We start from the raw sequence: 21,110 nt of genomic DNA, 5'->3' as shown, positions 1-21,110 counted from the left end.
TTGATTTTAACCCGTCCTGCGGTGGAGGCGGGGGAAAAATTGGGCTTTTTACCTGGTGACTTGCAACAGAAGGGCAACCCCTTCTTGCGCCCTCTTTACGATGCCCTTTATGAGTTTATCGAGCCTGCCAAGATTCCCGAATTGATAGAAAGGGGTAAAATCGAGATTGCCCCCATTGCCTATATGCGTGGGCGTACCCTTAGTCGTGCTTTTATCATCGTAGACGAGGCCCAGAATACCACCCCCGCTCAACTCAAAATGGTTTTAACCCGTCTCGGTTTTGGCGCCAAGATGGTTGTCACTGGTGACATCACTCAAACCGATTTGCCCCCCCATCAGGAATCTGGCCTGGTTGTCGCCACCAGGGTTTTAAAACATATCGAGGGCATTGCCTTTTGTTATCTTACCCATGCTGACGTCGTCCGACACCCCCTTGTCCAGAAGATCGTTGCTGCCTACGACAACCTTGCTTAATAGCCTATGGTCTTGTAATTATTAAACCTCATCCCCCTCCCCCTTTTCCTCCTGCCTTTTTTTCTGCCACTACCCCTAGTTGTCTTTGCTCCTAACTAATGCAATCTCCTCTCTTTTTGCCCCCCTTTTATGGAGATAAATGATAATTTATATCAAGTAAAAAATTCGCAGCCCAAGTACCTTGGTGGTACCTTCGCCCACCGCCATGACCCCATTCTAGCAATTTCGGGGGGATGTAGTCAAGGGGAAAAAGAAAAAAAAACGAAAAGATGATAAGCTAAGAAAGGAAGAAGGAGAAAAGGAAAAAAAGGAAAGGAAAGGAAGAATGAGAGAGGAAAGGGAAGAAAATAGAAATCTGACACCGGAGACGGCAATAGCGGGGTTGGAACAAAAGGAGGATTTGGGATTGAGATACTATGCGGCATGGTGGTTAGGAAAATTTAGGGTGAAAAGGAGGGAGGCAGTAGAGGCATTGATAAGGGCGTTGGAAGACGAGGAGGATAGGGCCCCCGACGGGGGATTTCCCCTGAGACGAAATGCGGCTAAGGCGTTGGGAAAATTGGGATATTTGGAGGCGGTGGAGCCTTTGATAAATTGTTTAGAATGTGATGACTACTATGTAAGGGAGTCGGCAGCACAGGCGTTGGAGATGTTGAAAGACAAGAGGGCAATTGAGCCTTTGCGGGAGATGTTGCGTCATGCCGTGGTGGATGGCCAACTGACGGAGTATGCCAAGGAGACTATTCCCGGCAAACCCCACCCCCATGAGCCTTATGAAGCTATAATTGAAGCATTAGGTACTCTAGGGGATAAGGAGGCTATACCGCTAATTGAAGCATTTTTAGAACATCCTATACCAAAGGTGGCCTATGCGGCGGCAAGGGCAATGTATCAACTCACCGGTGACAGCCAGTATGGGGAAATTCTGGTGCGGGCATTACAGGGGGAGGAGCTACAATTGAGGAGATCTGCTTTAATGGATTTGGGTGCTATAGGTTACACCCCGGCAGCAGAGGCAATTAGTGAAACCCTGGCAGAAAATAGTCTGAAACTGATTGCCATGAAGGGGCTACTGGAGGCGGAAATAAGTAGGATGCCTCCCGGGGGCGAGGTGTGTGGCAACACAGTTAGGATTATGAATCTGATGGATGAATTGTTGTAGGAAACAAGGATGACTACGATTTGCCGTGGAAAAGGGAGGGGATTTGAGGTTTTAGGGATTGTAGGCTAATCCCTCCTCTGTGGGCTACAATGACTCCTATTGCCTCTAAATAGGATTTTACCCGCACCACAGAGATGCCTAGCCTTTCAGGGGTGACATCTAATACGGTTTCGTTTTCCTCTACGGCAATAATCAGTGTGTCTAAGGCGGCAAAACTGAGAATACTGCTACCACCACAGGCGTTAATGGGGATGACTACACTATCTACGTCTTCTGCCCAAAGGCTGTAATGGTTTCGAGACTGGGTGTATTGGGGTGCGCGACTCAACCCAACTAAAACACAGGGTAGGAAGGTGAAGCCCAACTCCTCCGCCACTGCCTTGGGGGAGACGTTTATATCTAGGGGAAGGGGGGATAAAGCGGGGGAATGGGCGCAGGGAATTTGAAATTGTCGCACCAACAGATGGGAGATTATTGCCTCGGCGCCGGCTAGGGCGTCTACCCCTTTCCCATAACGATATTTTTGGAGGGTTTGACTGCTAATGTCGTCGGGGAATCTGGCTACCACTGCTAGGGCGTTTACTTTTTTTTCCCGGATTAGTTTTTCTGCTGCCCTCAACAGGGTGCTAGGATTATTGATTGTACCCCAACTGCTGCCACTGGGGGCTATTTTTAATTCTACTCCCACCGAATGATCCGTTATTATGTAGTCCACTATTTCTATTCCTAGGGTAGCCCTTATCCCGTCTGCCACTTGGATGTGTCTATAGAGTAACTCTTCTTCTATACTTTGGTCAAAAATAATGCCAATGCGGTTTTGTCTGACGGGTTGTAATCCCCATTCTCCACTGGCAAATTTGTCTAGGGCATACCCCTCCACATATTGGATATTATCAGCCCACCAGTACAAGGAGGCACCATTCATTACATTGGGGTGCGTAATCAAATGGTCACATACTTGTGCTATAACCTTAGCCACTGGGAGGGCGTCGCCGGCATATCCCCCTATTGTTGCCCCAATGCCTGTGGGAATGATTAAGACTGTGGAGTAGGGTTTCTTGCTTGCCACCTTTTCCCTATCTTGTCTTAGTCAGATTATTTGGTCAGACTATTTAGTTACAATGGCTTCTACTTTTACTTTTTGCCTGCCTTCATCCACAGCTGTGATTGCCCAACGTAGGGGTTTTCCTTCTTCTTGGAGTCTGGTTTCAATTTCCTGTTTTAGGGTTAGAGGATTAGCAGTCAAGTCAATTTCTACACTGATAAAATGGGTAGTCATTTTCCTGTTCCTCCTGTTGGATTAGTCTTCTGTCTATTTTAACCCCTAGTGTGTCTGTTTCTTTCTGTTGGGTAAAATAAAATCAACGCTGATACCCACTAGTAATGTTTAATGTTTGAGGAAATTGCTGCTGCTATAGAAGCCGGAGACTACCAAAAAGCCAAGTCTTTAATGGCACAAATTGCCCTGAGTGCAGATAATCCCTGGTGCGGGTATTATCGAGCATTAATTGTAGAAAAAGAGGGAGATTTGGAGTTAGCAGAGAGTCAGTATCGTCAAATTATTAAAGACAATGTTTTTTGCGAACCAAAACTGCTAAAAAATATTCGGGATGCCCTTGAGAGAATTTTACAAGCAAAAAGGGCAAGAGAGGAGGAAAAGAAACAGGAGTTTCAGGCCATTGAAAATAGTGAGGAGTTGGCAGTGCTAATTTTAGAACCAGTTGCCCCCGAAGAGAGGCAAAATATTGCGCAGGCCCTGGCTAAAATCATGAAATTGGATACCTACACTGCCAGGCTACAAATCCCTACTCGAAGCTGGCGTCTTTTTAAGACGGGTAGTTTTGGGGATTTAAGTTATTACCAATTCAGACTGCGACAAAAGGGTATTCCCTGTTTTTGTCATCCCGTTAGTCTTGTTAATAAGCTCCCGATATATCAAGTGGCATATATAGAAGAATCAACAGAAAATTGCTTGCTTACCACTGTCATTAAAGAGGGAGAAGAGGCCGAGGAAAAACTCAATTTTCTTTGGGATAAAATCAACAATATCGTATTGGGATTACTCCCCATATTCGAGCTGACTACCCATGTGGATGCCAAGGGTCAAATCCAGAGAAAAATTTCTACTTTGGACTATGTTAACCTATGCGACTTGCACCTAATCCAGGAGAATGTGATACTGCGTTTAAGTGATAATTCATATGAATTCAGCCGGGGCATTCAACTGACAGAAGCCGGTAAGACTAATCAGGAGAAATGGAGAAATCTGATGAAATATATCAAGGAGAAAACCCCTTCTGCCAAAATTTGGAATGATTTCACCCCCTTTGGGGAGGGGGCTGTCAACTTTTCGGAGATGCTAAAACAGATAACATCCCACATAAACATTTTCCGGCGGGAAGAGTCTGTTTGGGATGAGGCTTTTCAACTGTATAGTGGCCTAATTTTCCTGCAAACCTCGTCTGCCAAACGTGATAACATATAATCCCACAACCTTGCCAATATGTTGTTAATTTTTGTTAAGAATAGCGATGGACGGCTTGACATTTTTCCAAAAAAGTGCAGGAAGGTGGCTCTCTCAAAGGACAACTCATCATTTGCCTTTTAGAAGGGCAGAAACAGGGGGCTCTAAAATAACAGTAGAAACCCTAGAGGCTGGACATCCGAAAATAGTGGAGCTATGTCAAATGCACTCTTTTGATCCCTCTTTGGCGGTTGGGGGTTCCTATGTCACATGGGATGGCACAATGGAATGGGACAGAGACAACGAAAACCACAAGGGGGAGACGGTATTTGCTTTGATTCCCGAGTCGGAAGATGGCAGGAGGGGAAAACTGTTAAGGGAAAGAGGGTATGCGGAAGTAGTGCCGGTGGCAGGGGAGTATTATTTGGATCATGAGGATGCGCTGGTTTTGACCACTGAATACGAAACCATGAAAATATATGAGAGATTCTGGTTTGTTTCCCCCCAGGTACGACTGCGTACAAGCACAGTACAAAGGTTTGGGGGATTCAACACAGCCACCTTCTGTATTGAGGTAAGAGAGGAGGAGGAGGAAAAGATACCGGAGGGTGAGGTGAAACCCTTTTTCAACACGCCGGCTATTACTGGGTGGTAGGGCTATGATTTCTCATCCCCCCCTAGAAGCGGTCGATGAGAGAGAGGGTTCCAGTAATTATACTCAAAACCTGGGCAAAGGGGTCAAGTACTTTGGCTATACTATCAGAGGCCATTGCCAGTCCGGAACGGTCTACAAAGATAATATCATTGTTCAAGAGGGGGGGATTAGTTTCCTCATTGAGGGGGGCACTAAAATCCACCTTCACAGTCTTCTCTGTGACTGTCCCATTGGGATTGAGACGTAACAGCCTAACTGTCCTATCATTGGCGCGGCGATTGTCAAAGCCACCGGCTGCTAGTATTGCCTGTTGCAGACTCACATTAGGTGGCAACTCTTTCAATCCGGGATTTTTAACCTCGCCAATCACATTGACATTAATACGGTTGGGGGAGAAACTCGCCACGGCTATCTGTCTCACCTCATCTTCTCTAACGGCGGGGGCGGTGGGCACTATAATGCGATCTCCATCTTGCAGCAGGGCATCAGCGGTAAAATCCCCAGTTTGTAACAATTGCCAGAGGTCAACTTTGATTACTTGTTCTTCTCCGCTGGGGAGTGTCCGTCTTACCTCTATGTTACGGATGTCCGCTTTAGCTGTCAATCCCCCGGCGGTTTTTATTGCCCTGGTGGCGGTGGGGATGCCGGCCAAACTTTGCTGGTTGACGACACTAGTGCTTTGGAAGGAGAGAGTATCCCCCAGATTGCTGGCGCGCACGTCGTCTCCTGTGAGGGTATAGGGGCCAGGACGATTTACCTCTCCCACTATGCTGATTGTAATAGGGATACTGAGGTTTGCGGAGAAGTTGGCGGTGGCTACCCTTAACACTTCCCTGGGGTTTACCTCTTTTACACTGGGTACTATAATGCGATCGCCATCTCTGAGGATAATATTCTGAGTCAAGTCGCCATTTTGCAAAAACTCCCAGAGACTAACAATAATGGTATAGTCTTGCCCCTTGTAGCGACGGATGATACGGACATTTCTGGTATCTGCGGAGGCGTTAATGCCGTTAGCTAGACGAAGGGCAGTAATCAAATCAGGGAATTTAATTCCCCCCATGCCACCCTCTTTACTTCCTTCTACGAAGGGGATAGAATAGGAGCCGGGGGTTCTAATTTCTCCCACCATGGCTACAGTGATGGGCCTCGGCTTTACCAGATTTGCCCTGATGATGGGGTTTTTGAGATAGCCACGGGTGGTGTATTCTCGGGTAAGTAATTGTTCCACCTCAGCGAGAGTCAGGTTGGCAACGGGGATGCGCCCGAGGAGGGGTAGACTTACACTCCCGTCCACCAGTACGGGGTATTCTTTGCTATACTCAGGCACGTTGAAAATATCTAGGGCGATTACATCCCCCGCATCCAGGGTATAGGGGAATCTTTCTGCCAGACGGTCAAATCCCCCTCTGTTACCACTGGCAGCTGGCTGTGTAGTTTGTGGTTTGCCGGATACCCGTTGTGCTTTGGCATATTCCAGGGGATTCAAAAGCAGAAGCAGTGTCAGCGTCAAAACCCTTAACTTGCTCAAGTTGTACATGGGCAGCATACCATTAAACCCTTATGGTTATGATAATCCCTCTTGTCTCCTGTACGCACCCTTCCCCTACTATTCCCTACCTTCTAGTGAGGAGATAACCCAGGAGGAGAAGGAAGGAGATTCCCATAATGCCGGCGATGGGGTTGTTGTCGATGCCCGTTATCCAGAGGGGTGCTTGGTTCTTATATACCACAATTCGCCCCACGTTAACTATGTAATAGGCCCATACCAAACCACTATGAAGGCCAATACTCATCCCCAAGAGGTTGTGGTGTTGCCGTTTTACCTTTACCAGAATCATTCCCAGGATATACAAAGCCGGGAAAGTGACAATGGTGCGCAAAACTTCCCCTGGGGGTTTTATGAAGTGGGAGAGGGCAAAAATCAGGGCATTTAAATTAGCTGAAACTGGGGCTGAGAAATCTCGTTCCAACTCCCACAATACAAAGCCGCGGAAGAACAATTCCTCTCCCAGCCCCACCGTTATTGCACTTATAAAACCCTCTATTGATAGTTGCAAAACTGGTAAAGAGGGAATCCTAAATTCAATCCATCCTAGCACATATTCCGTGAAAAATAATCCAAAAGTTGCCCCAAAACCTGATATTATTCCTAACAACAATAAACCAAAATTCTCAGAAGAGAATATTAAGCCATAACAAGCGAATATGTTGTTTTTTCCGTAAACACATTTGCCCCAGCGAGTGACAATAACTAAAAAAAGAATCAGAAGAGTGGACAGACTGAAGATGCCGTAGAGACTGTTATTTTTTGGGTTTATAATAAGATAAGAAACTAGCAGAAAGGGCAACCACAGCCAAACTAGGACTATTAGAAAAACTCCTAGTCTGACTGCTACGGGCTTTTTTCTGAGGACAGGCGAAAATAATCTGTCAATGGCCAATTTCAATTCAGTGCTGTGGGAGGATTTAGAGGCTGTGGGGGTTTATGGCACCCGCAGTTTACTGTAACACAACCCTATTGGGGGCATAGAGAGAAGCCAACACCCCAGGCGGGCTCAAGCTTGTAGTGTAAAATTTTTCTAAAGAACTACTCGGCGGGTTCGATGGTGCTAGTAAGGCCTTTTCTCCTAAGGCCCTCACAGTAAAACTCGGCATGCTCCAAGGCACACACGGTAACCAGGGCGATGCCGTTGGTGTGGGCTTCCATCATCACACTAACTGCCTGGGGCTCACTTAGCCCCACCACCTCCATCAACACCTGTACTACATATTCCATTGTGTTATAGTCATCATTGTGTAGTAGTACACGGTAGCCGGGATGGTGTTTTTTCTGGGTGTCAGACTTAGTAGCGGGAGTTTGAATTACCTGAGTGGCCATAGTGTTTACAACCTCCTGTGCATAGGGCGCACATCCCCTATTATATTAGCCCTGTTGGTCCTTTGCAGCCATGGACAAGATTAAATCCACCATCCGTTGGGAATATCCCCATTCATTGTCATACCAGGCTATTATCTTGAAGAAATTAGGACTTAATTCTATGCCGGCACTGGCATCGAAGATGCTGGAATGGGAATCGCCAATGAAGTCGGAGGATACTACTGGTTCTTCAGTATAACCCAGAATTCCTTTGAGCTCGCCTTCGGAGGCTTCTTTCATTTTCTCACAGATTTCCTGGTAGCTGGTGGCTTTTTCTGTCCTAACCGTCAAGTCTACCACTGACACGTCCGCCACAGGCACTCTGAAGGCCATGCCGGTGAGTTTTCCTTTCAGGTGGGGCAAAACTAGTCCTACTGCCTTGGCGGCGCCGGTGGAGGAGGGGATTATATTTTGACTGGCACCCCTTCCACCCCTAAAATCCTTTTTACTGGGGCCATCTACAGTAGGCTGGGTAGCCGTCATGGCATGGACTGTAGTCATTAGCCCTTCTACTATACCAAAATGGTCATCTAGCACCTTGGCGATGGGTGCCAAACAGTTGGTGGTACAGCTGGCGTTGGATACTATGTGGTGTTTTTCCGGCTCATAGGTATGATGGTTAACACCCACCAACAGGGTGGGCACTAAATCTGGCGTCTTAGTGGGTGCGGATATTACCACTTTTTTGGCGCCTGCTGTAAGGTGTTTTTTTGCCCCTTCGTAGTCTGTAAAGACACCTGTGGATTCCACAATATAGTCTGCCCCAATTTTTCCCCAGGGCAACTCTTCTGGGTTGCGGATGGAGTAACAGGGGATGAATTGGCCATTAACCCTAATGCCGTCTTCCTTGGCTTCTACTTCTCCGGGAAAACGTCCATGGGTGGAATCGTATTTAAGAAGGTAGGCAATGTTGTCGGGGGGCACCAAGTCATTAATTCCCACAAATTCCACCTTAGGGTTGTTGATGGCAGCACGAAATACCAGTCTGCCTATTCTGCCAAAGCCGTTGATGCCTATTCTTACTACAGACATGGGCTACTCCTTATTTCTCTTTTTCTCTCATTTTGTCTTCTATTTGGCTGACAGGATCTTAATTTTTCTTTAACTTTTTTCCTTAATAGACAGCTGATAGACTTCCCGTGGCGACATATTGGCTTTTTGGGCTATTTTCTGGGCCGCTTCTTTTCTGCTTAGGCCTTCTTCTCTTAGTTTTTCCATTTCTGCCATTATTTCTGCCGCTGTCATGCTCCTCTTTTCTTCTTGTGTTTTCCCGGCAACCACCAGAACATATTCACCTCTTGGGGATTTATCTTGATATAATTGAATGGCCTCTGCTATCGTCCCATGCCAGAACTCTTCATGTATTTTAGTTAACTCCCGGGCCACTACAAGGGGGCGGTCAATGCCAAAATGTTTCTGCAAATCCATGAGGGTGGTAACGAGTCTATGAGGCGCCTCGTAAAAGATTATTGTCCTAGTTTCCCCTTGTAATTGTACCAGCCGCAGCTCACGTTCTTTTCTCTTTAGTGGCAAGAAGCCTTCAAAACAAAATCTGTCACAGGGCAAACCGGAGGCAATCAGGGCAGTTATTCCTGCCATTGCCCCTGGTATTGGTACAATCTGAATTTTAGAAGCGACACACTCTCTCACTAAATCATAGCCTGGATCTGAAATGGTGGGGGTGCCAGCATCAGTCACCAGGGCAATATTTGAACCTCCCTTTAATTTTTCTAACAATTCGGGGGTACGACTTTTACTATTGTGTTCATGGTAGCTTACAGTGGGGGTAGAAATCTGATAATGTCTCAGCAGTTTTGCCGTTTGTCTAGTATCCTCTGCTGCTATCAAATCCACCTCTTTTAGTATTCTAATTGCCCGAAGGGTAATATCTTCCAGATTCCCGATGGGGGTTGCCACCAAATATAAAATCCCTGTCACAGCATTTTTGCTCATTTTTCTTTCCCCGCAGAGTTTATTATACTACCATTGTTGTGACCCCCTGCCGGCTTCTGGTTAAAAAAAATAGTTACCACTAACACAAAACATGATATACTGAGGGATGTTGATAAAAATTCTTATTATGCTAAGTTTTCTTATGGACAAAAAATGGAAGATACAGCAGTTGTGGTAGTGTCGGGGGTAAGTAAACAATTTTCCCCATTTTCATCACCAGCAGTGTCAGAGGTGAGTTTTGAACTAAAAAAAGGGGAAATCTTGGGTTTGCTTGGGCCTTCTGGCTGTGGCAAGACTACCCTGTTAAGAATGATTGCGGGTTTTGAAAAGCCAACGGCGGGTTTTATCACCATAGGAGGAAGAATAGTTGCCGGTAATGGCTTTTGGGTGGAGCCGGAGAAAAGGAATACCGGTATGGTGTTCCAGGATTATGCCCTTTTCCCCCATCTCAACGTAGCGGAAAATATTGCCTTTGGTCTAAAAACAAAAAGATTTCGTCTAGGCCGGAGTGGAATAAGGGAAAGAGTTGGTGAAATTTTGCAACTAGTGGGACTGACAGGATTGGAAAAACGATACCCACACCAGTTGTCTGGGGGGCAACAGCAGCGGGTGGCCTTGGCCAGGGCCTTGGCGCCACAGCCGGAATTGATATTATTAGACGAGCCCTTGAGTAATTTAGATGTACAGGTGAGGGAAAGACTACGTCATGAAATCCGCTCCATTCTCAAAAAAAGCAACACTGCAGCCATTTTTGTCACCCATGATCAGGAGGAGGCTATGGCCATTGCCGATAAAATAGGAGTGATGCGACAGGGGAAACTATTACAGCTAGGCACACCAGAAGAAATATATGCCTGTCCGGAATGTCGTTTTGTAGCAGAATTTGTCACCCAGGCCAATTTTCTGCCGGCTATTAGAGAGGGAGACTGGTGGTGTACAGAATTAGGGAAATGGCAATTAAATCTCCCCTATGACTACACTCAGGGGGAGTTGATGTTTCGTCAAGAGGACACTATTTTAAAACCGGATTCTCAAGGGCTTGCCATAATCGAACACAGGGAGTTTTTGGGGAGGGAATATCGTTATTGTTTGCAAACCCCCTCGGGTAGGAGACTCCACGCCCGTACTGACGTAAGGATCCAAATTCCAGTGGGTGCGAGGGTACAGTTGGATATTCTCCCCGACACGGTACGTATTTTCCCTTATGGGTAGCCGTCTAAATCTTAACAAAAATTAATAATTGTTTTAGGGAATTGGAGGAAAATGTCAGTGAATGGTTAACATAGAAACAGACAAGATAATGAGCCCAGACAAGAATGAGCCACAATATATGGCAGAGGCCGAAAAAGTAAGGCAGTACCTAGCCTGTTGGTTTCAACTGGGGAAAAGGGTGATCGTGCCCCGTCTTAATCTCGAAATTTTGCCAAAAAGGATTTTTCAGGGCAGGGAATACTCTTCGGAATTCGAAGCAGCTTGGCAGTTGATTACCGATGAGAAAAACGGTGACTGTTACCTGGAGGGCACAAATCACACTATTCGAGAATTATTGTCGCCTCGCTGGGAGGTGATAGACTGTGCCCGTTGTGACATGCCGGTGCCAATAGTGGAAACCGGTGTACAGGAGTCTAGCTGTGTCTGTGGCGATTTAGAAAATTGGCCCAATAACGAATTGCCCCCTCCCCGGCCCCCCGTCGACGACAAGGAGATTCTGCGCAGGATTACTGAATCCTTGGAACAACTTCCAGACCTTGATTAATTAGACTAGTTGGACCAATTTTGGACTAATTAGGGGTTAGTGTCTTTCCTTAGGACAATTAAATTATGGCGACAGGGAGCACCACGTGGGGTGGGGGTATTACTGTTGCCTCTTTGCCCGCCGTGGCTCTTAAAAAAAGTCCCTTATTTTTTCCGCAACGAATTCCACTTTATCCCGGGAAAGTTCAGGGTATATGGGCAGACTTAGGACTTCTTTTGCTAGTTTATCGGCAATAGGACTTGGTTGGTAATAGTTCTTATATACTGGTAATTGATCTATTGGCCGGGGGTAGTAAATCATGGTGCCAATCCCATTTTTGGCTAGGTAATCCTTCAATTCATCTCTTCTGTCGTTTAAAATCCTTATGGTGTATTGGTGGAACACGTGGCCTTTTGTAATTTTTGGAAGGACAATACTATCCACATTTGCCAATAATTGGTTATAGGTTTCTGCGATTTTTCTTCTTTGTTGATTCCACTGGTCAATGTACTTTAATTTTACCCGCAGAATACAGGCCTGCAAACTGTCTAAACGGGAATTATAACCCAACATTTCATTATGATAATTCTTTCTGGCTCCGTGTACCCTTAACATTCTGGCTAACTCGGCAATTTCATCACTATTGGTGACAATCATGCCACCATCCCCATAGGCCCCCAGATTTTTGGTAGGATAGAAGGAAAATGCCCCTACATCTCCAATAGTACCAACGTATTTCCCTATTAGTTGTCCATTACAACTCCCCTGACAATCTAAACAATCTCCATAGTATACTGCCCCAAAAGCCTGAGCACAGTCTTCTACTATAAAGAGGTTGTATTTATCTGCGATTTCTTTAATAGCACCCATTGCTGCAGGTTTGCCATAGAGATGTACTGGCATAATAGCCCTAGTCTTCTCGTTAATTTTGGGGATAATATTACTAACATCCAGGTTGAAAGTTGTGGGGTGGATATCTGCGAATACAGGCGTAGCACCGACCTGGCTAATGGCTTCAGCAGTGGCGTAGAAGGAAAAGGGAGAAGTGATTACCTCGTCGCCTTTGCCTATTTTCAGGGCCCTCAAGGCTATTATTAGGGCATCGGTGCCGGAATTTACCCCGATAGCGTGTTTCACTCCCAGGTATTGGGCGACTTCTCTTTCTAGTGCCTCTACTTCTGGCCCTAATATGAACTGGGTTGATTCTAATACGGAGGCTATAGCCCTGTCTATTTCTGGTTTAAGCAACTGATATTGAGGCTTCAAATCGAGAATAGGAATTTCCATCAGCCTTTTCTATGACAAAATCAATCTAAAAGTTTACACTATTCTGTGGTGGAAGAATTGCCCGGCTTGGACTGTTTTTGTGGTTGTTTTTCCCTCAAACCCTGACGAATAGCCTCTAATGCCCGTTTATAATTCTGGTTACTGGGCTCAAGATTTACTAGTCTTTCCATATATAGCGATGCCTCTTGTAAATTTCCCTTTGCTAGGTATATTTCCACTATTTTTTCTAGGGCAAAACGATTTTTGGGTTCTCTTTGTAGTACAAGTTTGTATCCTGCTAATTCTTTTTCCAACTTCGCCTCTGGAGATTCCACAGGTGGGGTTTTTGTTTTCTCCGCCTCAGGAGTTGTTAACAGTTTAATAATACTGGCGGCAGAAAACCACACAAACGACAATCCTGACACCACAATAAACAGCTGACGCAATATTTTCTTGGGTTTATACTTGCTCATTTATTCTCCCACGGTGGCCATCCGCTAATCTGCTAACAGCCATAAGGCTATGATTTAAAATTTTATTATCTTCTCCTCTAAAGTCCTTAATACTATACCATATCCTCATTTTTGTTTCTAGGTGGGAAAAGCTGGCAGAATATCCCCTGAGATCATGAGGATTTTGCTGTGGGCAACAGGACAAAAAAACAAGAAAAAAGAAAGTTGATTTTCCAGTTAATGAAAAGTACTATCAATGGGAGGAAATGGGAGTGGTTTGTTTTTGTTTTTGGGAATAAAAAGAGGCAGCTTGTTCTCCGCCTGTACACTCCCTGGTAAACTGAATCAAATGATGGCTGACGAGGGCAATGTGAATAAGAGTCTCAATATCTAAACGTCGTAACAGGGGAATTGCCATTTGCCAAAAGGTCTTACGATAATCACTCTTGATGCCTATATGCCAAAAAAGATTCATTAGAGTTTGCAAGCCTTTTTGAATATTTTTCCAGCTGACACGTTGAGGACTATTGGGAGGCGTGATTCTGTTAGGGTAGGTATGTTGGGCTTGATATGCGAATCGTTCATAGAGGAATTCTGGCTCGTAAGCAGTCGCAATACATCTTTTCCAGATATTTAAAACCTCCTCATAAGGCATGAGAAAGTCGATGTTGGATTCCCTGCTGTCGTCTTCAATAATACGCCCTTCTGCCTTTAAACGGTACCACAAAGGGGTTTTGGGCAGGGCATAAAGTAGATTGATTGTCAACATGGGAATATGGGAAAGACGGATAAACTCAAGGATGTTATCTGCAGTCTGGGGAGTGTCTGTGTCAAAGCCAATGATAATTCCCGACACCACCTCCATGCCATAGCTGTTGAGGACATTAATGGCCTCGAGGATGGGCATTCCCAGATTGTGTTGTTTGGAAATGGCCTTTAGGGTAAAGGCGTCTGGGGTTTCAATGCCACAAAAAACAGTGCAAAAATAGGCCTCCCGCATTAATTCCAAAAGTTTTGGGCTTTGGGCGAGATTAAGAGTGGCTTCACAGGCAAACTGTATGGGATAGCCGTTTTTCTGTTGCCACTCAATGAGATGGGGCAGCAACTCCATGGTAGCACGCCTATTAGCCACAAAATTGTCGTCCACAAAATAAATCGCCCCAGGATTGCCGCGAGACAGAATAGCATCCAACTCGGCAATGATTTGTTGAGGAGTTTTCAAGCGGGGAGAGTTGCCATAAAGGACGGGAATATCGCAAAATTCACAGCGGTATGGACAACCACTAGAAAATTGGATGTTGCCCAGGAAATAGTTTTCAGGATTGATAAGATGATAGGCGGGAATGGGAAATTGGTTTAATGGCAGTCGTTGCTGGGTAGTAAATACCAATTGTCTTTCCGGCCTTTTTGTATGATGGTCCAAGTATTCTATGATTCTGTCGGTGGCATCTCCCAATTCCCCCAGATGTAGTATGTCAAAATCTGGGTAGTATTCAGGACAAGCAGAAACGGAAGGGCCCCCTAAAACCGTGATTTTGCCGAATTTATGAGCCTCCCTATTGATGTAGTTGATTTGTGGTCTTTGGATATGCATGCCACTGACAATCACTGCATCTGCCCACTGGTAGTCTTTAGCCTTTGCCGGTTGGATATTTTCGTCAATAAAACGCACCTCCCACTGGTTGGGGAAGTAAGCAGCCACCACTAGTATTCCTTGGGGAGGCATAAAAGCCTTTACGCCCTTAACCAACGAGTAAGCGTGGTGGAAGGTACCAAAGGAGGGTGTATACTTTGGAAATACAAAAAGTATTCTTCTTTTGTTTTTGGGTTGGTAACTGGTTTTCCCCATATGTCTTTATTCCTCTTCTCATCCGGGCTTATTGTTTAAAATTTGTACCTACATTTATACTCTTTTTGGGGATAAATAGAGTCAAAAGGGGGTTTTATTCCTAGCCCGTTGTCCGTTTTTCTTTATACTCAAAAAGGTTGTAGGTGAGACTGGCAAAAATTTTGGAATTTTATTTGCTCCTGCTGACAAGTAGTATCTCGAGAGGATGGAATGGGGAGTCGGAGAAAACAACTGCCTCACCTCCCTACAATTATTTCCATCTACGCTTATGACAGACTACAATGACAGATTACGGTAGAAACGGCAACTGTACTCCTTTTCAAGAAAATTTTGGACTACTTTTATGCTACTTTGTTGGGGTTAAAGTTGATATTGAGGTAGGAAAAAACTGTTTTAGGTAGAAAATTAGCGTTGGAAAAACACTAAAAAGAGAACTTGTTAAGAAATGGTTAAAGGGGAAGGAAAAGTAATATGGCCATAGTTTTTTTTGATAGGATGAACTTGGACAGAATCGGCAGAAATGAGACGAGATGGGCAAACCAAAGACAATTTGGATTTGTATCAACTGCGGTGCGGAATACGGCCAGTGGTATGGCAAGTGTTCCAACTGTGGACGATATAACACTTTGGAAGAAAGAATAGTCGAAACCAATGGCAGTCTCTTCAACCGCGGGGGATGGCAATCTCATTCTCGTCCTGCATTACAGGGTGATACAACCTTAGCTAAACCGAGATACGCAGTGCCCTTTTCAAAAATCAAGAAGGAAGAATATCCCCGCATGAGTTCGGGGTATCGGGAATTGGATCGTGTCCTGGGAGGAGGTATAGTGCCGGGATCCCTTATACTCATAGGAGGAGATCCGGGTATTGGTAAATCCACCCTCCTGTTACAAACAGCAAACCAACTAGCCCGTCGTTATCCTCGTATTCTCTACGTTTCTGCCGAAGAATCTGAACAACAAGTCAAACTTAGGGCTTCCCGTCTCGGGGTGGGAGTGATAGAAGACAGTGAAAACCACAAACCTCATGGTACAACAGAAATCAAAGGTAATGACAGCAGTGCTGCCAACCTGTATGTGTTAGCAGAAACGGATTTGGAGGAAATTTTAAGAGAGTTGGAGTCCCTAAAACCACAAGTGGCAATCATCGACAGCATTCAAACCCTACACTTTGCCACCCTCAATTCAGCACCAGGATCAGTTTCTCAGGTGAGAGAATGTACTTCTGCCCTCATGCAGGTGGCTAAACGGGAGAATATCACCCTTTTTATTGTGGGACATGTTACCAAAGAGGGCATTATTGCAGGCCCTAGAGTTTTAGAACATCTTGTGGACACTGTACTTTATTTTGAGGGGGACCGTTATGCTTCCCATCGTTTGTTAAGATCTGTTAAGAACCGTTTTGGGGCTACCCACGAAATAGGTATTTTTGAAATGGTGGACCATGGCCTAGACGAGGTAGCCAACCCCTCCCAACTGTTTTTGAGTAGCCGGGATGAATTAGCTCCTGGGACTGCTACCATTGTCGCCTGTGAAGGTACAAGGTGTTTGGTGGTGGAACTACAGGCCTTAGTGAGTCCAACCAGTTATACTGCCCCTCGTCGTTCTGCCACGGGTGTGGACTATAATCGTCTAGTACAGGTGTTGGCAGTGTTGGAAAAACGGTTGGGTATCCCTTTGTCTAAGCTGGATGCCTATGTTTCCTCGGTGGGGGGGTTGACGGTAGAGGAGCCGGCCGCTGATTTGGGGATGGCCATTGCTATTGTGGCCAGTTTTCGCGATCGTGTAGTAGATCCGTATACAGTTATAATAGGGGAAGTAGGGTTGGGAGGACAAGTAAGACTGGTATCCCAGATGGAGTTGAGACTAAGGGAGGCAGCCAAATTGGGGTTTAAAAGGGCAATTGTGCCCAAAGGTCAAAGCTATCCCTCCGACTTAGGTTTAGAAATCCACTGTGTAGGCAAACTGATGGAGGCCATCGTTTTGGCTATTCCTAACAACCCCTGAGGCTGTACAATAAAACAAGACGTCATAGTGGTTGTATTTGTATGGACTGTTTAACATTCTTGCCACAACTGACAGCAGTAGCGGGACAATTCCCCACTTATTTTGTGCTAGTATATGTCATCGGTTTCATAGCTGCTGTGGGGATAGGGCTGGTGGCCTTTTTTGGCTCAAAACTGCCAGTGGGGTGGGAGGATGTGAAAAAGCCAGACTTCATCCCCGATTTCAACCCGGCAGACAAGTCTAAAGACTCCTCAAATACACCTAAAAGTTCTAGCTAATAATTGTTATATCATTATCCTAGGGCCCCTCTAGGGCTTATAATCACAAGCACCTACCAGGCTGATGACACCCCACAGCTATAATTTCTACGAATTGGCCAAGACTGCCTTACAAAAATCCCTTACTTGGTATTGCGGGAAGCGCCGTTATTGGAATTATCCCCCCAACCCCCAATTACAAGCCATCGTCCAAGAAGATTTAAAATTACTACAGGCTGCTTATGAAAAACTACAACAGCCCCTGGTAAGAATTGCAGCTTTCGGACTAGTCAATCGTGGCAAGTCTTCTATTCTCAATGCCTTGGTGGGGGAAAATATATTTACTACAGGTCCTACTAATGGTGTTACCCAGTGGCCTACCTCCGTCACCTGGACACCCCCCAGTGGCAAGCCTAAAATCGAGTTGATAGACACCCCCGGCTTAGACGAAATAGACGGGGAAACCAGGGCACAAATGGCCAAGCAGATAGGCCAACAGGCGGATTTAATCCTATTTGTCATTGCCGGAGATATTACCCGCACTGAGTATCTTACCCTATGCCAGTTGCGACAGGCCCTCAAGCCCCTTATCCTAGTCTTTAATAAGATTGACCTATTCCCCGCCACCGACATTCAGTTGATATACAAGAAATTACAAGAACTAAGTGACGCCACTGGAAAACCGTTTTTCCTCCCCGACGATATAGTATTTGTCTCTGCCCAACCAAAACCAGTATTAGTAAGGGTAGAATTGCCAAACGGAGAAATAAAAGAAGACTGGGAAACGCCCCCTCCTCTTATTCAGCCGCTACAGGAAAAAATCCTTTCTCTCCTCCAACGGGAGGGGAAAACCTTATTGGCGTTGAATGCCCTACAGACGGCAAGGCGCGCCCAGAAAAACATCGCCCACAAGACGGTTGTATTCAAACAAGAAGAGGCGGAGGAGTTGATTTGGCGCTATGCTCGTTATAAGGCTCTAATTGTGGCTATTAATCCCATAATATTTTTAGACCTGGTGGCAGGTTTTTTTTCCGATTTGTTGATGGTTCGTGACTTAGCAAGGTTATACGGTTTGCCCATTACCAGTTACGAGGCGGGTGTGTTGTGGAATGCCATTGTCAAGAGTCTAGGAGGTTTGTTTGTAACTGATTTTATTTCCTCCCTGGCACTGGGGTGGACGAAAACTACTGCCGCCATTAGCAGTCTATGGGAAAATCCCTCCAGTTTTACTACCTATGCCGCCGCTGCTGCTGCCCAGGCGGTTGTTGCCGGTTATAATTCCTATCTGGTAGGAAAGGCTGCCCAGGTGTATCTAGAAAATGGTTGCACTTGGGGAGACTATGGCATAGACACCATCATAGCCGAAATCATCGTCCAGTCCCCCCCACAGTCCATTATAGCCCGTTTACATGCCCCTTCAGCCAAGGCCTCCTAATTTTCTTTGGTCACTTTTTTCTGGTCAAGTTGTGAGAGAATACTGGCATGGACTTCCCTGGTGATGGGATAGAAATAGGCTAGGATAATCCCTATGGTCAAAATAATGGCGGGTAGGAGGGCCACTGTGAAACGAATTGCCCAAAGAGCGCTAGCCGGTTGTAGTGGTCTAGGTTCTCCCGGTGTTGCTTTTATGAATCCCGCCACATCTAAAGCCACACCCACTAGGAATAAACCCAGGGCCAAACCAAATTTTTGTAGCAAAACCATAAAACCATAAAAAATTCCTTCCCTTCTTTTACCAGTTTCCAACTCATCCAAGTCAATCACATCTGGTATCATTGACCAGGGGATAAGATAAGCTACTGCAACTCCACATCCTGCCATTATTGCTAATAAATACATTAAAACTTTTTGTCCCGGTTGAATTAAAAATAAACCCATCTGAGCTAAAATCCAAATGAGAGATCCCAGGTAATATACTGTTTTCTTGTCTAAAATTTTGCTTATTCTTCCCCAAACAAATAACATGATTAAGGCTGTACCCTGCACTGCCATTGCTACCGTGGGGAATACTGATTCTGGCAATTTCATCCAGTAAACTACGAAAAACAGGAGAATAGAAGCAGTTAACTGCACCGCCAACCATGAGGACAAATATATCCCCACTACGCACAAAAATGCTCTGTTGCTCAGTGCCACTTTTATCTGTCTAATAAACCCTAAACTGCTACTAGCTATTCTTTCCCCTTCTCCTTCCGATGACTGGTTTTGAGACAGATGTGATTCTGTTTTAGCATAAATAGCACTCCAACCCATGATAGCTAAGATAATTCCGAGGCTTAAATAACAGAAAACAAAGAATAACTTTATATCTTTACCCCTCCACCAAATGGGAGTTGATAACAAGAAAAGTATGGCGGATATAGCTAATAATAAATAACCAATAATCTTCCGAATTTTAGTATCAAAAAAAGCCCTAAAACCCCTCTCCTTGATAATGAGAGGACACCAGAGAAGAGGCACACTGGCAAATACAGAGGAAACTAAGCCCAGAATACTGTATTTCTGTTGGTCATCTTCCGGGAAGGACTGGAATACGATTTGAGCCAGAATTAGGGAGAAAATACTGGCACCAATGGAAAAGCCAAAACGATAGCTATTCAAGCTAGTCCTTTCGTTATAATCTCTAGTTAATTCGGGCGTTAGGGCCTGATAAGGCAGATTAACAGTAGTGTAGAATATATTAAAAAGCACGCCTATAAAAACATAATAAAGGAACAAAAAAAAGCCGTTTAGCTGCGGATTATCACTGAATTTTGGGACAATCCATTGCAGGAAAAATACCAGTCCGAAGGGGACAATGGAAAAAACTATCCAAGGGATTCTTCGCCCCCATTTAGTCAAAGTACGGTCACTCAAAATACCAATAATTGGGTCATTAATGGCATCAGAAATTTTACCAACAAACAAAACACTGCCTGCTAAACTAGGACTTAAACCGGCAACATTGGTGAGAAAAGGCAGTAAAAAAAAAACGAGAATATTTGCAGTCAAGGCAGGGCCGATATCGCCCGCGCCAAAGGCTAATTTTGTGGTCCAATACAGCCTCTCTCCGGAATTTTGATGGCTAGACATGGCATTAAGGGGATTTGGGGTTGGCGAGAGATTTTTTCTGGTCAAAATAGGCCTGTAGTACTTTTTGAACAATAGGACCTGCAGTGGAGCCTCCACCACCGCCAGAGTGCTCCACAAAGGCTACTACAACGATTTCCGGCTTCTCATAGGGGGCAAAGGCGCCAAACCATGCATGGGATTTACCAGGGGGTGCTTCGGCAGTGCCACTCTTTCCAGCCACGGCTATTCCCGGAAGACTGGCTTTTCTTCCTGTACCACTGGTAACAACGGCCCGTAGTCCCTCCCTGATGGTTTTCAGAGTACTAGGTTTTAGATTAAGAGACTGACGTTTTTGCAAGTAAGAGGAGTCATTTCTCAGGTGAGGGATAACCCGATAACCTCCATTAGCAGGTACAGAAAACATCACTGCCACTTGGAGGGGGGTTGCTAGGGTAAAACCCTGGCCAATAGACATGTTTACCGTGTCCCCCACATGCCAGGGTATGCCAAAACGTTTCAATTTCCACTCGTTATCGGCAATTAACCCGGGAGTTTCCTCCTTCAGTTCAATGCCAGTCTTACTACCAAAACCGTATTTCCTCGCCCAGGCAATGAGAGTTTCCCCTCCCACTCTGTAGCCTACCTGTCCGTAAAAAGTATTACTACTCCAGGCCATGGCGCGGACAAAGCCCATAGGGCCAAATCCAGCGCGATTCCATTCACCAAGGGAAGTGCCTCCCACCCGTAAGTAGGCATAGGTGGGGAGGATGGCACTGGGGGAGAATTTGCCTGATTCCAAACCAGCTGTGGCGGTGACGATCTTAAAGGTGGAGGCGGGGGGAAAACCCATAAGGGCACGGTTGACG

At 45.4% G+C, this 21,110-nt stretch carries 21 protein-coding genes; 9 read left to right on the top strand and 12 right to left on the bottom strand.

Annotated elements, in window-relative coordinates; genetic code table 11:
- On the top strand, window positions 1-474 hold a 474-nt coding region (locus tag IGQ44_00970; protein HIK36552.1), incomplete at its 5' end, for a PhoH family protein.
- Between the two features lie 325 nt (window positions 475-799).
- Window positions 800-1,636, top strand: coding sequence for a HEAT repeat domain-containing protein (locus tag IGQ44_00965; protein HIK36551.1), 837 nt, complete (start codon window positions 800-802; stop codon window positions 1,634-1,636).
- A 13-nt stretch (window positions 1,637-1,649) separates the two neighbouring features.
- On the opposite strand, the gene IGQ44_00960 is transcribed toward IGQ44_00965, so the two are convergent.
- Window positions 1,650-2,705: a DUF3326 domain-containing protein gene (locus IGQ44_00960; protein HIK36550.1), complete on the bottom strand. Its 1,056-nt coding sequence runs from the start codon at window positions 2,703-2,705 to the stop codon at window positions 1,650-1,652.
- A 39-nt stretch (window positions 2,706-2,744) separates the two neighbouring features.
- A complete protein-coding gene (locus IGQ44_00955) occupies window positions 2,745-2,915 on the bottom strand; it encodes a hypothetical protein (protein ID HIK36549.1) in 171 nt (56 codons plus the stop codon).
- A 111-nt stretch (window positions 2,916-3,026) separates the two neighbouring features.
- Here IGQ44_00955 and IGQ44_00950 point away from each other — a divergent pair, with 111 nt between their 5' ends.
- On the top strand, window positions 3,027-4,121 hold the full coding sequence (locus IGQ44_00950) for a tetratricopeptide repeat protein (protein ID HIK36548.1): 1,095 nt from the start codon (window positions 3,027-3,029) through the stop codon (window positions 4,119-4,121).
- A 46-nt stretch (window positions 4,122-4,167) separates the two neighbouring features.
- The gene (locus IGQ44_00945) at window positions 4,168-4,755 is read left to right on the top strand and encodes a phycobiliprotein lyase (GenBank protein ID HIK36547.1); all 588 of its coding nucleotides are present in this window, start codon (window positions 4,168-4,170) and stop codon (window positions 4,753-4,755) included.
- 22 nt (window positions 4,756-4,777) lie between these two features.
- On the opposite strand, the gene IGQ44_00940 is transcribed toward IGQ44_00945, so the two are convergent.
- The 5 genes from IGQ44_00940 to rsmI all read right to left on the bottom strand — a co-directional run bounded on the left by IGQ44_00940 (window position 4,778) and on the right by rsmI (window position 9,628).
- Window positions 4,778-6,304 (bottom strand): SLBB domain-containing protein, encoded by a 1,527-nt coding sequence (locus tag IGQ44_00940; GenBank protein HIK36546.1) that lies wholly within the window; start codon window positions 6,302-6,304, stop codon window positions 4,778-4,780.
- Between the two features lie 67 nt (window positions 6,305-6,371).
- Complete coding sequence (locus IGQ44_00935; GenBank protein ID HIK36545.1) at window positions 6,372-7,193, bottom strand: CPBP family intramembrane metalloprotease; 822 nt, start codon at window positions 7,191-7,193, stop codon at window positions 6,372-6,374.
- 152 nt (window positions 7,194-7,345) lie between these two features.
- The gene (gene clpS / locus IGQ44_00930) at window positions 7,346-7,636 is read right to left on the bottom strand and encodes an ATP-dependent Clp protease adapter ClpS (GenBank protein ID HIK36544.1); all 291 of its coding nucleotides are present in this window, start codon (window positions 7,634-7,636) and stop codon (window positions 7,346-7,348) included.
- 45 nt (window positions 7,637-7,681) lie between these two features.
- Entirely contained in the window at window positions 7,682-8,707 is a 1,026-nt protein-coding gene (gene gap, locus IGQ44_00925; GenBank protein HIK36543.1) for a type I glyceraldehyde-3-phosphate dehydrogenase, read from the bottom strand.
- Between the two features lie 69 nt (window positions 8,708-8,776).
- A complete protein-coding gene (rsmI, locus tag IGQ44_00920; protein ID HIK36542.1) occupies window positions 8,777-9,628 on the bottom strand; it encodes a 16S rRNA (cytidine(1402)-2'-O)-methyltransferase in 852 nt (283 codons plus the stop codon).
- 153 nt (window positions 9,629-9,781) lie between these two features.
- Here rsmI and IGQ44_00915 point away from each other — a divergent pair, with 153 nt between their 5' ends.
- Complete coding sequence (locus IGQ44_00915; GenBank protein HIK36541.1) at window positions 9,782-10,840, top strand: ABC transporter ATP-binding protein; 1,059 nt, start codon at window positions 9,782-9,784, stop codon at window positions 10,838-10,840.
- 118 nt (window positions 10,841-10,958) lie between these two features.
- Entirely contained in the window at window positions 10,959-11,384 is a 426-nt protein-coding gene (locus IGQ44_00910; GenBank protein ID HIK36540.1) for a hypothetical protein, read from the top strand.
- A 129-nt stretch (window positions 11,385-11,513) separates the two neighbouring features.
- Here IGQ44_00910 and IGQ44_00905 read toward each other — a convergent pair whose 3' ends face one another.
- From IGQ44_00905 to IGQ44_00895, 3 genes are all read right to left on the bottom strand, one after another.
- Complete coding sequence (locus IGQ44_00905; protein HIK36539.1) at window positions 11,514-12,650, bottom strand: DegT/DnrJ/EryC1/StrS family aminotransferase; 1,137 nt, start codon at window positions 12,648-12,650, stop codon at window positions 11,514-11,516.
- Between the two features lie 38 nt (window positions 12,651-12,688).
- Window positions 12,689-13,102, bottom strand: coding sequence for a hypothetical protein (locus tag IGQ44_00900; protein HIK36538.1), 414 nt, complete (start codon window positions 13,100-13,102; stop codon window positions 12,689-12,691).
- 232 nt (window positions 13,103-13,334) lie between these two features.
- The gene (locus IGQ44_00895) at window positions 13,335-14,930 is read right to left on the bottom strand and encodes a B12-binding domain-containing radical SAM protein (protein HIK36537.1); all 1,596 of its coding nucleotides are present in this window, start codon (window positions 14,928-14,930) and stop codon (window positions 13,335-13,337) included.
- Window positions 14,931-15,460: 530 nt separating this feature from the next.
- Here IGQ44_00895 and radA point away from each other — a divergent pair.
- The 3 genes from radA to IGQ44_00880 all read left to right on the top strand — a co-directional run bounded on the left by radA (window position 15,461) and on the right by IGQ44_00880 (window position 18,628).
- Window positions 15,461-16,936, top strand: coding sequence for a DNA repair protein RadA (gene radA, locus IGQ44_00890; protein HIK36536.1), 1,476 nt, complete (start codon window positions 15,461-15,463; stop codon window positions 16,934-16,936).
- Window positions 16,937-16,977: 41 nt separating this feature from the next.
- Window positions 16,978-17,214: a hypothetical protein gene (locus IGQ44_00885; GenBank protein ID HIK36535.1), complete on the top strand. Its 237-nt coding sequence runs from the start codon at window positions 16,978-16,980 to the stop codon at window positions 17,212-17,214.
- Window positions 17,215-17,278: 64 nt separating this feature from the next.
- Window positions 17,279-18,628 carry a DUF697 domain-containing protein gene (locus IGQ44_00880; protein ID HIK36534.1) on the top strand — a complete coding sequence of 450 codons (1,350 nt, stop codon included), beginning with the start codon at window positions 17,279-17,281 and terminating at the stop codon, window positions 18,626-18,628.
- On the opposite strand, the gene IGQ44_00875 is transcribed toward IGQ44_00880, so the two are convergent.
- Together IGQ44_00875 and IGQ44_00870 are read right to left on the bottom strand one after the other, a co-directional pair.
- A complete protein-coding gene (locus tag IGQ44_00875) occupies window positions 18,625-20,265 on the bottom strand; it encodes an MFS transporter (GenBank protein ID HIK36533.1) in 1,641 nt (546 codons plus the stop codon). The genes IGQ44_00880 and IGQ44_00875 overlap by 4 nt on opposite strands.
- A gap of 4 nt (window positions 20,266-20,269) precedes the next feature.
- Window positions 20,270-21,110: penicillin-binding protein 2 (locus IGQ44_00870; GenBank protein HIK36532.1), on the bottom strand; the 841-nt coding region annotated here is incomplete at its 5' end.

The sequence above is a fragment of the Geminocystis sp. M7585_C2015_104 genome (assembly GCA_015295805.1).
GTDB lineage: Bacteria > Cyanobacteriota > Cyanobacteriia > Cyanobacteriales > Cyanobacteriaceae > DVEF01.
Note: the sequence above shows the minus strand (reverse complement) of the source record. Positions and strands in the feature narration are given on the sequence as shown.